Origin of the sequence: Streptomyces sp. NPDC059994 (genome assembly GCF_042737755.1) — a bacterium.
Classification (GTDB): Bacteria; Actinomycetota; Actinomycetes; order Streptomycetales; family Streptomycetaceae; genus Streptomyces.
Genome location: NZ_JBHWUR010000005.1, coordinates 183,461 through 193,713 on the forward strand (window position 1 = coordinate 183,461; position 10,253 = coordinate 193,713).

A 10,253-nucleotide genomic window follows, 5' to 3' on the forward strand; every position below is an offset into this window, starting at 1 on the left:
GCCCGTCCTCCGGTTCCCTCTCATGGGGTGAAGCCAGGCAAGATGGGGGCGTGACCCTTATCGATCAGCTGCCGCCGAGTGCCGACCCCGATGCCCTTTTCGAGGCCTTCTCCACCTGGGCCGAGGAGCGGGGCATCTCCCTGTACCCGGCGCAGGAGGAGGCCCTGATCGAGGTGGTGTCGGGGGCGAACGTGATCCTTTCCACCCCGACCGGCTCCGGAAAGAGCCTGGTGGCGGCGGGTGCGCACTTCGCGGCGCTGGCCCGGGACGAGGTCACGTTCTACACCGCGCCGATCAAGGCGCTGGTCTCGGAGAAGTTCTTCGACCTCTGCAAGCTCTTCGGCACCGAGAACGTCGGCATGCTGACCGGCGACGCGTCCGTGAACGCCGACGCCCCGGTCATCTGCTGCACCGCCGAGGTCCTCGCCTCCATCGCGCTGCGCGACGGCAGGCACGCCGACATCGGCCAGGTCGTGATGGACGAGTTCCACTTCTACGCCGAGGCGGACCGCGGCTGGGCCTGGCAGATCCCGATCCTGGAACTGCCCCAGGCGCAGTTCGTCCTGATGTCGGCCACCCTCGGCGACGTCTCGATGTTCGAGAAGGACCTGACCCGGCGCACCGGCCGGGAGACCGCGGTGGTCCGCTCGGCGACCCGCCCCGTCCCGCTCTCGTACGAGTACGTCACCACGCCGATCACCGAGACGCTGACCGAGCTCCTGGAGACCAGGCAGTCGCCGGTCTACATCGTGCACTTCACGCAGGCGCAGGCGGTCGAGCGCGCGCAGTCGCTCATGTCGATCAACATGTGTACGCGCGAGGAGAAGGACGCGATCGCGGAGCTGATCGGCAACTTCCGCTTCACCACCAAGTTCGGCCAGAACCTCTCCCGTTATGTGCGCCACGGCATCGGCGTGCACCACGCGGGCATGCTGCCCAAGTACCGCCGTCTGGTGGAGAAGCTGGCGCAGGCGGGCCTGTTGAAGGTCATCTGCGGCACGGACACCCTCGGCGTGGGCGTCAACGTCCCCATCCGCACCGTGCTGTTCACCGCGCTCACCAAGTACGACGGCACCCGGGTGCGCACCCTGCGCGCCCGCGAGTTCCACCAGATCGCGGGGCGGGCCGGGCGGGCCGGGTTCGACACCGCCGGGTTCGTGGTCGCCCAGGCGCCCGAGCACGTCATCGAGAACGAGAAGGCACTCGCCAAGGCGGGCGACGACCCGAAGAAGCGTCGCAAGGTGGTCCGCAAGAAGGCCCCCGAGGGCTTCGTCGCCTGGTCGGACTCCACCTTCGAGAAGCTGATCGGCGCCGAACCCGAGCCGCTGACCTCGCGCTTCCGGGTCACCAACATCATGCTGCTCTCGGTGATCGCCCGGCCGGGCAACGCCTTCGAGGCGATGCGCCATCTCCTGGAGGACAACCACGAGCCGCGCAAGGCGCAGCTGCGGCACATCCGCCGCGCCATCGCCATCTACCGCTCGCTGCTCGACGGCGGTGTGGTGGAGCAGCTGGACACCCCGGACGCCGAGGGCCGCACGATCCGGCTCACCGTCGACCTCCAGCAGGACTTCGCGCTCAACCAGCCGCTGTCCACGTTCGCGCTGGCGGCCTTCGACCTGCTCGACCCCGAGTCGCCCTCGTACGCGCTGGACATGGTCTCGGTGGTCGAGTCGACGCTCGACGACCCGCGCCAGATCCTCGCCGCCATGCAGAACAAGGCGCGCGGCGAGGCCGTCGGCCAGATGAAGGCGGACGGCGTCGAGTACGAGGAGCGCATGGAGCGGCTCCAGGACATCTCGTACCCGAAGCCGCTGGAAGAGCTGCTCTGGCACGCGTACAACGTCTACAAGACGTCGCACCCGTGGGTGGGCGACCACCCGGTCTCGCCGAAGTCCGTCATCCGTGACATGTACGAACGGGCGCTCACCTTCACGGAGTTCACCTCCTGGTACGAGCTGGCGCGCACCGAGGGCATCGTCCTGCGCTATCTGGCGGGCGCGTACAAGGCGCTCGACCACACCATCCCGGACGACCTCAAGACCGAGGACCTGGAGGACCTGATCGCCTGGCTCGGCGAGATGGTCCGCCAGGTCGACTCCAGCCTGCTCGACGAGTGGGAGCAGCTCGCCAACCCGGAGATCGAGACCGCCGAGCAGGCCCAGGAGAAGGCCGACGAGGTCAAGCCGGTCACCGCGAACGCCCGTGCCTTCCGCGTCCTGGTGCGCAACGCGATGTTCCGCCGGGTGGAGCTGGCCGCGCTCGACAACGTGGCCGAGCTGGGCACGATGGACGCCGAGTCGGGCTGGGACGCGGACGCCTGGGGCGAGGCGATGGACAAGTACTGGGACGAGTACGAGGACCTGGGCACCGGCCCCGACGCGCGCGGACCCAAGCTGCTGGCGATCGAGGAGGACGCGGCGCACGGCCTGTGGCGCGTGCGGCAGACCTTCGCCGACCCGAACGGCGACCACGGCTGGGGCATCAGCGCGGAGGTCGACCTCGCGGCGTCCGACGAGGAGGGCCGCGCGGTGGTCCGGGTGACGGACGTAGGCGAGCTGTAATCACGAGAGTGGAGACGGACCCCATGACCAACCCCGCCGAAAGACTCGTCGATCTGCTCGACCTGGAGCAGATCGAGGTCGACATCTTTCGCGGCCGCAGCCCGCAGGAGTCCCTGCAGCGCGTCTTCGGCGGGCAGGTGGCCGGCCAGGCGCTGGTGGCGGCCGGGCGCACCACGGACGGCGAGCGCCCGGTGCACTCGCTGCACGCCTACTTCCTGCGCCCCGGCCGCCCCGGCGTCCCGATCGTCTACCAGGTAGAGCGGGTGCGCGACGGCCGGTCGTTCACCACCCGCCGGGTCACCGCGGTCCAGCAGGGCCGCACGATCTTCAATCTGACGGCGTCCTTCCACCAGCCGGAGCCGGGCAGCATCGAGCACCAGCTGCCGCCGCGGCTGGACTTCCCGGAGCCGGAGTCGCTGCCGACGGTCGCGGACGAGATCCGCGAGCACCTGGGCACGCTGCCGGAGGCCCTGGAGCGGATGGCGCGCCGCCAGCCCTTCGACATCCGGTACGTGGACCGGCTGCGCTGGACGCCGGACGAGATCAAGGACGCGGACCCGCGCAGCGCGGTGTGGATGCGCGCGGTCGGCCCGCTGGGCGACGACCCGCTGGTGCACACCTGCGCGCTGACGTACGCGTCCGACATGACGCTGCTCGACGCGGTCCGCATCCCGATGGAGCCGCTGTGGGGTCCCCGGGGCTTCGACATGGCCTCGCTCGACCACGCGATGTGGTTCCACCGGCCGTTCCGGGCCGACGAGTGGTTCCTGTACGACCAGGAGTCCCCCATCGCGACCGGCGGCCGGGGCCTGGCCCGCGGCCGCATCTACGACCGCGAGGGCCGGCTGCTGGTGTCCGTGGTCCAGGAGGGCCTGTTCCGCCCGCTGCCGGCCCGCGACTGACCGGTTCTTTTCCCCTGTTACGAGGAGTCTGCTGATGAGCCTGTACGACATCCCGCTGCGCACGCTGTCCGGCGAGCCCACCTCGCTGGCCGACTACAAGGGCAAGGCGGTGCTGGTCGTGAACGTGGCGTCCAAGTGCGGTCTGACCCCGCAGTACGCCGGTCTGGAGCGCCTCCAGGCGCAGTACGGCGAGCGCGGCTTCAGCGTGCTCGGCGTGCCCTGCAACCAGTTCGGCGGCCAGGAGCCCGGCAGCGCCGAGGAGATCGGTACGTTCTGCTCGGCGACGTACGGAGTGACGTTCCCGCTCCTGGAGAAGACGGACGTCAACGGCGAGGGCCGCCACCCGCTGTACGAGCGCCTCACGGAGGTCGCGGACACGGACGGCGAGGCCGGCGACATCCAGTGGAACTTCGAGAAGTTCCTCATCTCCCCCTCCGGCGAGGTGGTCGCCCGGATCCGTCCGCGCACCGAGCCGGATGCCCCGGAGGTCGTCGCGGCGATCGAGGCGCAGCTGTCGGCCTGAGCCACCGGAGACAACAGTGCGGCTCCGTTCCCGCCACACGGGAACGGAGCCGGTCTCCTGGCCGGTGGAGGCTAGCGGATCGGCATGCCCGAGAGCGTGCGGGCGATCACCAGGCGCTGGATCTCGCTGGTCCCCTCGAAGATCGTGTAGATGGCGGCATCGCCCAGTGGACTCCCAGCCTGCCGCTTCGGGAGGCCCGATCAACCGGCCCTTCCGCCCCGCTGTGTGGCCGTTTCCCAGGGTTCCACCGGGTTCCCCCGGGTTGCGTCGGCTTGATCGTCTCCCAGGAATCTCCCACGGCGTTCTCCCGCCGCCCGCGATCGCAAGGGAGCAGAATGGTGCACGAGTCCCCCTCCGTGCACCGGAGGGGGACTCGCTCTGTACCGGGTCCCGACGAGAGGGCCACTCTGTTGGGCCCCGGCACGTTCCTGGGGGTTCCGACCATGCACCCTGCCTAACGGTTGCCTGCGCATCCCGTTGTCCACACGATCGGGTGAACGTGCGTTCGACTACGGAACAGTAGCTCTAGCCCTGCGGCATATGCCAGTGAGCCGCAAGGCTGTTCGCCGACACGGTGGCGGGTCGAGCTAAGTGATCAAAAAGCGACCGTTTGGGTACTGACTGATGATCGTCGCGGGCCGAGCGTTTGTCGAGTGCCCAGCCGACGCAACTCCTACCCCGACTGGATCCAGGACCGCCGCGTCGTACTGGGACAGCAGATCGCCGAACAACGCCGCCTCGCCGGCCTCTCCCAGGACGGACTCGCCGAACGCGTCGGCATGGACCGGCGCAGCATCCAGCGATACGAGAACGCGGTGCGCGACCCCCGCCTGGCCGACTTGCTCCTGATTGCCGACGCCCTCGGCATCCATGTCACCGATCTCCTTCGCGACTAGCAGCCCGCCCGACCGCAGGGCGTTCGGACACATGAGTACCCCGGAGCCCTTTGCTTGAACGTTGCCCTAAGTAAGCACCTTGCCCCGCGTATGCCGCTGATCGCTAGGGGTGTGCGGTGCATATATCTACGCGTGCGGTTCACACCGGGTGTGTTCTACATGTGAGCATTACGGCAGGTCACAGCGTTGGCCAAAGGTCAGCGGCGGTGGGCTATCCCACGGCGCGTAGCACTCGCCACGCAGCCCGGCGTACCCGCTGGATGCCGGTACATGTTCCGGCCCGCGCCCGAGTCGGAGAATTTCGGTGTCGCCACCGCATCGCCCAGGATCACCCGCTGACACAGGTGGCAGATCCGGATCTCAGCCATCCGTGGCCTCCCTGCCGCGCGGGTTGCCCTCAGCCGGAATGGCGAGCAGGTGGGCGACGGCGGTCTCACGGAACCCCGTATGCCCGCTGATGCCGGCATGCTCCAGGGCCCACTGCTCGGCCGCGCCGCGCTCAAGGACCGGCATCTCAGGCGAGGGGTCGTGGCAGCTGGTGCAGCGGAGCTGGATTGTGATCGGCGGCGTGTCGTCGCCGCGGTCCGGGCCGAGTGTCCACTCGGCGGCTCTGATGACGGAGCGGGGGCTCATGATGCCCGCTCCGTGGTCGTGGCGCCGGTGAGGCGGTAAAGGATGGGCTGGCCTGCTTCGGCGGCGCAGCCTGGGTGGGCGTAGAGGGGCCGGTCGGGTCCGCTGGCCCTGGGTTCTACGTCGACGCAGCAGGTGGCGCCGGGTTCCTTGCAGTGGATGCAGATCTCGCCCGCGTCTTCGCCTGCGGGTGTGGCGTTACTACCATCTGTCATGTCGGTGCCCCTGAGTGGCGTCGTCCATGCCCCCGGGCCGTTCACGCGGTCGCGGGGGTTTCCTGGTGGACCACCGTACTACCCCTTACTACCCCCGTGGCTAGCTATGGCAGGTCAGAGGTGGTGGGCTACCGTCCAGTACCATGATCATCGACCGGGAGGGGCCCGTACCTCCGTACCGCCAGATCGCCGCCGACCTCCGGCGGCAGATCGAAGACGGAACGATTCCGCCTGGCCGGCGCATCCCCTCCATGGTCGAGCTGGAGCAGACATACGGCGTCGCCCGCGACACTCTCCGCAAAGCCACTCAAGTCCTCAAGGACGAGGGACTCGTCGAGACCGTGAGCGGCATGGGAATCTTCGTCGTCAACCCGCCCCAGGTCGACGGATCCTAACGGGCCGTGTTGTCGTAGCCCGGCGGTACGCTTGCCCCATGCCCCCCTCCCCTGCTGATGGCACTCCTGTGCGTCCGCGTGCTGTGATCAATGATGAGATTCGTCGGGTTGTCGCGTCGGGCGGGGCTGGGTCGCGGGAGCATGAGGATCTGCTGGTGGAGTGGGCTGAGGCGGGGCGCTGTGAGGGTCGCCGGGGCGATGTCAGTCCTGCCGCTTAGGATCCGTCCTCGTGTCTACATCGGGTGTTGAGGAATCGTTTGCGCAGCTCTGTGAGCTGAAGAGGGCCGTCGAGCAGGCGCGGGAGGCGGCGACGGCTGGCGCGTACAGCGGCGACGCGTGGCAGCCGTGGATCGACGCAGCCGACCAGTTCCAGCGGGCCGTCACCGCACATGCAGTCGAGCACCGGCTGAACAGGTACGACGTCGAGGCGGCGGTGAAGAAGGCCGTGCTGCACCCGGAGGGCCGCAGCTAGGCGTCGATCATGGGATCCACCGGCAGTACCAGATGTAGTCGAGGCCGTTCCAGAAGCCGTCCCGCAGGTCACGGAGCAGGCGGTAGATCACATCATCCTCCAGTGCTGCGCCCCGTCGGCCGCTGTGCCGACGGGGCGTGTTCCGAGGAGCGCCAGCAGCTCGGACCACCAGGGTACGGGCGGGCACTGACAACGGGCGGGGTCAGCTGGTGGCGTGCCGCTGCCCGTTGAGCCGTAGGGCGTGGAGTGACTGTCCGCCGGTGACGGACCGGAAGTAGTCCGCCGCGATCTCGCGGGTGAGCCGCTGCCCGGCTCGGGCAGTGAACACAGGGCCGGCGGCGCGGTCGCCGATGAGGGCGTCGAGCATTCCGGCTGCCCGTTCGCTGAACTGGCCGGCAACAGGGCCGCCGGTCTTGCGGCTCTCGGTGATGATGGCGCGGGCGCTCAGGTTTACAGCCGGGACGTCGAGGGCGAGCAGGTCCGCGAGACGGACCTCGGTCGGGCCGAGCTCGTACAGCAGGAGCCACAGGGTGCGGTGCGCGAGGTCCAGGTCGGGGCGGGTGGTGAGAGCGTGGACCTCGTCGACGCTCAGCTCCGGCACGGCTGTGGGGCTGGTCGGGTGCGGGTCAGTCACGGGTATCCCCCTCGATAGCGGTCGGGCCACCGTAGCGGCGCGGTAGGACAACGACAGATCAGGCGGTGGCCCGGGGTCGGGTGAGGCTGGCCATGGACTCGCCCAGGCGGCGCCACCGTGCGCGGGCCTCGGGGGCGTCCAGTCCAGCGGCTACCGTGGCGAAGGACTCGCCGAGGGACACAGGCCGCCGATCAGGGATCGCGCACTCGTGGCGGTCGAGTTGCCGCAGTGCGCGGTCGACGTTCGGGTACGGGCGGTACGTCACATCTGCCCCCGGTAGAGGATGTCGAGCTCGTCGTCGAGGCCGGTCACGTCCGGATGGTCGTGGAAGAGGAGCGCCTCTTGGACCTGGTGCGCGGCGGCTGTGATCTGAGCGATGGTCGCGCGTAGCCCTGCGAGCTGCTCCGTCACCTGTCGGGCCTGCTCGGCGAAGGGGATGTCGTCCACGGTCGTCCTCCTCCAGCTGGCGGTCGAGGCTGTGGCCAGTGTGGCAGGGCTACGGCTAATCGCGGTCCGGGTCGGCGGGCTCGCCCTCGCCAGCGGTGCCCCCAGCCGCCTTCAAAGCCTTCTCGATCCCGCTCGTGTCGGGCATTTGGATCCATGTCTTGTCCTCGGGCTGCCACGACAGGACATAGGAGAGCGAGAAGCAAGCACCTTTCGCTTCCCGCGCCCAGGAGATGACGACGACCTCGCAGGCACTGCCGCTGATGCGAATGGTGTAGGCATCCCTGTTGGTTCGCCCCAAAGCCTGCAAGCTACCCCAAACGGCATGCCCTCGTTTCATGGCCAAGTCCACTAGGTCGGCGCATTCTGCAGGGATGCGCCCTGCCACCAGGTCTGCTCTGGCAAGCCTCACGGGTTCCCTCCTAGTCGGGTCAGTGCTGGTCGTTGAGGAGTTCAGCAGCAGCGGGCAGGGTCGCGCCCATGATGCCGAGTTCGATGATGGCGATCAGGTAGATGTGCGCCCGTAGGAACCGAGTGAAGTCGATCAGGAACATGGCGTGCCTCCTGAATGGTCGGGCGGGCGCCCCGCGTTGGGCGGGGCGCCGCAGGGGTTCAGTCGCGGAAGCAGGCGAAGTCGAAGGAGACGTCGTTCCCGTCGGCGTCCAGGACCTCGATGTCCCAGGCCTCGCCCCGGTCGGCGGCGCGCATGAGGAGCTGGCCGATGCGCTCGACGCCGCTGGCGGGCAACGTCCGCTCGATGGTTCCGGTCTTGTCCTCGTGGCGGACCGTGTACTGGGGCTCGACGCCGAGGTGCGCACCGGTGAAGAAGTTGGGGATCGCGCTGTGGCAGTCCTGCCAGCTGGGGAGGCGGTGGTCGGTGCGGACGCGGGCGATGCCCTGCACGGTGGCCTCGGCGGTCTTGGCGGTGTAGGCGATCAGGTGGGTCTTGAACATGGCGTCTCCCTCGGCTGGCGGGTCATCTGGGTGAGCGCCCCGGCGCCGTGCGACCGGTTCGGGCGGGTTCCCCCGCCGGGGCTGGAGTGCTCGGGCGCGGTGAGGGTCAGGCGTCGCTGGCGCATTCCTCGCATTCGCGGCGGGGATGCTCGTCGTGGTCGGGGCAGATCTCCAGCACCTCGTAGGCGCCGTCCATCTCGGGGTTGTCGGCGACGAGTTCCGTCACGGCGTTCTCGGCCTGGGCCCTGCCCGGCGCGCCGCGGAACCCGGTCTCGATATCGGGGGATACCTCGTACTCGTCGGTGGTGACAGCGCTCCGGGAGGGGATGCCCTCGTCGTCGAACCAGCTGAAGGTGTGGGCCTCCCTGGCGCGGGTGTTCTGGTGCGGTCCCCGGTGCCCGCGGTCCTGGACACAGACATCCCCGGCGAGCTTCGAGAACTTCCAGCGATTTCCGCAGATTGCACTGTTCTCGGTGCGTTCGTAGACCTTGCTCATGACCCTCACCCCTGCTCGGCGTTTCCCTTATGACTCCAATTTATAGACCCCTAGAAATCCTGTCTAGGGGTCTAGAGAAGATTCTTTAAGACCCCTAGAATCCAGGCATGGAGCTCACCCCCGTCGCCACAGTGAAGGCGGCTATCGATCAGGCCCTGGCCATCACCGATCCAGCCGGACGCGCCCGCACCATCACCGGCATCATCAAGGCCGTCGAAGACGACCCCCGCCTCAAGGCCGCCCGCAAGGACGACCTGACCAAGCTGCGCGAAACCCTGACCCTCCGCGAGGTCAGCGAGCAAACCGACCTCTCAGTCCCCCGCGTCGACCAGATCGTCAAGGGACGGACCACCGGCCGACGCACCAAGAGGGCCCCCGCGCCGGAGCAGCCCGAAGCGCCGTAGACTCGAACGCATGTACGAGCGTGACGCGTCCCCAGCCCCTCCCCCACCCCCTGGGGCGCCGGTGCACGCGTACACGCACTACGAGGTCGTCGCAATCAACCTGACCATCGAAGGCGGCCGGTACCGTGCGGTCGCCATGGCCCACCACGACCAGCCGGACGGGCGACGGGCCTACCAGCTGTGCCTGTGGCCCGCCCTCCCCGACGGGCGGCGGACCGGCTGGTACTGGTGGAACCCGGACGTCATGACCCGCCGGGACCTGCGGTGACCAGCCCCCTCCCGCCCGACCTCGCCCGGCTACTCACCGTGCGGACCTACCTCCAGCAGCAGCTGACCACCGTCGAGGCGGCCATCGGCGCCGCCGAACGGGCCGCGGCGGAACTGGCGGCGCGTCGACCCCTGCCACCCCCACCGGACTGGCTCATCGAATACAGCATCGGCGGCCGAGACCAGCAGAAGATCCTCGCCCTGCATGCCGGGGACTGCTGGATCGGCAGCAAAGCCACCCGCACCCGGCCACTCACGCGCGAGGCCGCACTCCAGGTCCTCGCCGACAGGGTCAAGCCGTGCGACGTCTGCCGGCCCGACAGTGAACTCGGCGTGCTGGAGGCGTAGGGCGGGCGCAAAGAGTCGAGTAGCCGAGGGGGATCTCACCCCTCGGCTCTCACAGAACCGTGCGTAACGGTCTCCCGTTACACGGCTCTTGTCGTTCTGATCATCAGAT

Annotated in this window: 17 protein-coding genes and 1 pseudogene; 9 read left to right on the forward strand and 9 right to left on the reverse strand. The window is 68.8% G+C overall.

What is annotated here, in order from left to right; all coding sequences use genetic code 11:
- Positions 1-50: 50 nt before the first annotated feature.
- The 3 genes from ACFWA7_RS05155 to ACFWA7_RS05165 are packed head-to-tail and all read left to right on the forward strand — an operon-like array spanning position 51 to position 3,989.
- Positions 51-2,564 (forward strand): DEAD/DEAH box helicase, encoded by a 2,514-nt coding sequence (locus ACFWA7_RS05155; RefSeq protein ID WP_385821029.1) that lies wholly within the window; start codon positions 51-53, stop codon positions 2,562-2,564.
- Positions 2,565-2,587: 23 nt separating this feature from the next.
- The gene (locus ACFWA7_RS05160; protein WP_385540153.1) at positions 2,588-3,466 is read left to right on the forward strand and encodes an acyl-CoA thioesterase; all 879 of its coding nucleotides are present in this window, start codon (positions 2,588-2,590) and stop codon (positions 3,464-3,466) included.
- Between the two features lie 34 nt (positions 3,467-3,500).
- A complete protein-coding gene (locus tag ACFWA7_RS05165; RefSeq protein ID WP_385821031.1) occupies positions 3,501-3,989 on the forward strand; it encodes a glutathione peroxidase in 489 nt (162 codons plus the stop codon).
- Between the two features lie 71 nt (positions 3,990-4,060).
- Here ACFWA7_RS05165 and ACFWA7_RS05170 read toward each other — a convergent pair.
- Positions 4,061-4,150, reverse strand: a pseudogene (locus ACFWA7_RS05170) (acyl-CoA dehydrogenase family protein); the annotation flags it as partial.
- A gap of 492 nt (positions 4,151-4,642) precedes the next feature.
- Between ACFWA7_RS05170 and ACFWA7_RS05175 the strand changes: the two are divergent.
- Entirely contained in the window at positions 4,643-4,885 is a 243-nt protein-coding gene (locus ACFWA7_RS05175) for a helix-turn-helix domain-containing protein (protein ID WP_385821033.1), read from the forward strand.
- Positions 4,886-5,245: 360 nt separating this feature from the next.
- Here ACFWA7_RS05175 and ACFWA7_RS05180 read toward each other — a convergent pair whose 3' ends face one another.
- Positions 5,246-5,518: a hypothetical protein gene (locus tag ACFWA7_RS05180; protein ID WP_385821035.1), complete on the reverse strand. Its 273-nt coding sequence runs from the start codon at positions 5,516-5,518 to the stop codon at positions 5,246-5,248.
- A gap of 355 nt (positions 5,519-5,873) precedes the next feature.
- Between ACFWA7_RS05180 and ACFWA7_RS05185 the strand changes: the two genes are divergently transcribed.
- Together ACFWA7_RS05185 and ACFWA7_RS05190 are read left to right on the forward strand one after the other, a co-directional pair.
- Positions 5,874-6,125 carry a GntR family transcriptional regulator gene (locus ACFWA7_RS05185; RefSeq protein WP_385821037.1) on the forward strand — a complete coding sequence of 84 codons (252 nt, stop codon included), beginning with the start codon at positions 5,874-5,876 and terminating at the stop codon, positions 6,123-6,125.
- Between the two features lie 229 nt (positions 6,126-6,354).
- Positions 6,355-6,597 (forward strand): hypothetical protein, encoded by a 243-nt coding sequence (locus ACFWA7_RS05190; protein ID WP_385821039.1) that lies wholly within the window; start codon positions 6,355-6,357, stop codon positions 6,595-6,597.
- A gap of 202 nt (positions 6,598-6,799) precedes the next feature.
- Here the strand turns inward: ACFWA7_RS05190 and ACFWA7_RS05195 are convergent, their stop codons facing one another.
- From ACFWA7_RS05195 to ACFWA7_RS05225, 7 genes are all read right to left on the reverse strand, one after another.
- Positions 6,800-7,231: a hypothetical protein gene (locus ACFWA7_RS05195; RefSeq protein ID WP_385821041.1), complete on the reverse strand. Its 432-nt coding sequence runs from the start codon at positions 7,229-7,231 to the stop codon at positions 6,800-6,802.
- A gap of 58 nt (positions 7,232-7,289) precedes the next feature.
- The gene (locus ACFWA7_RS05200; protein ID WP_385821042.1) at positions 7,290-7,496 is read right to left on the reverse strand and encodes a hypothetical protein; all 207 of its coding nucleotides are present in this window, start codon (positions 7,494-7,496) and stop codon (positions 7,290-7,292) included.
- The gene (locus tag ACFWA7_RS05205; protein ID WP_385821044.1) at positions 7,493-7,678 is read right to left on the reverse strand and encodes a hypothetical protein; all 186 of its coding nucleotides are present in this window, start codon (positions 7,676-7,678) and stop codon (positions 7,493-7,495) included. Before ACFWA7_RS05205 ends, ACFWA7_RS05200 begins: the two co-directional genes overlap by 4 nt.
- Before the next feature lie 55 nt (positions 7,679-7,733).
- Positions 7,734-7,976, reverse strand: a complete 243-nt coding sequence (locus ACFWA7_RS05210; RefSeq protein WP_385821046.1) for a hypothetical protein — start codon at positions 7,974-7,976, stop codon at positions 7,734-7,736.
- Positions 7,977-8,106: 130 nt separating this feature from the next.
- Positions 8,107-8,229, reverse strand: a complete 123-nt coding sequence (locus ACFWA7_RS05215) for a hypothetical protein (RefSeq protein WP_385821048.1) — start codon at positions 8,227-8,229, stop codon at positions 8,107-8,109.
- Positions 8,230-8,287: 58 nt separating this feature from the next.
- Positions 8,288-8,629: a hypothetical protein gene (locus tag ACFWA7_RS05220; protein ID WP_385821050.1), complete on the reverse strand. Its 342-nt coding sequence runs from the start codon at positions 8,627-8,629 to the stop codon at positions 8,288-8,290.
- Between the two features lie 106 nt (positions 8,630-8,735).
- Positions 8,736-9,125, reverse strand: coding sequence for a hypothetical protein (locus tag ACFWA7_RS05225; RefSeq protein ID WP_385821052.1), 390 nt, complete (start codon positions 9,123-9,125; stop codon positions 8,736-8,738).
- A gap of 107 nt (positions 9,126-9,232) precedes the next feature.
- Here ACFWA7_RS05225 and ACFWA7_RS05230 point away from each other — a divergent pair, with 107 nt between their 5' ends.
- Genes ACFWA7_RS05230 through ACFWA7_RS05240 form a run of 3 tightly spaced genes read left to right on the forward strand, consistent with a single transcriptional unit; the run spans position 9,233 to position 10,144 of the window.
- The gene (locus ACFWA7_RS05230; protein WP_385821054.1) at positions 9,233-9,529 is read left to right on the forward strand and encodes a hypothetical protein; all 297 of its coding nucleotides are present in this window, start codon (positions 9,233-9,235) and stop codon (positions 9,527-9,529) included.
- Between the two features lie 10 nt (positions 9,530-9,539).
- Positions 9,540-9,797 (forward strand): hypothetical protein, encoded by a 258-nt coding sequence (locus ACFWA7_RS05235; protein ID WP_385821056.1) that lies wholly within the window; start codon positions 9,540-9,542, stop codon positions 9,795-9,797.
- Positions 9,794-10,144: a DUF6233 domain-containing protein gene (locus ACFWA7_RS05240; protein ID WP_385821058.1), complete on the forward strand. Its 351-nt coding sequence runs from the start codon at positions 9,794-9,796 to the stop codon at positions 10,142-10,144. Before ACFWA7_RS05235 ends, ACFWA7_RS05240 begins: the two co-directional genes overlap by 4 nt.
- Positions 10,145-10,253 lie beyond the last annotated feature (109 nt).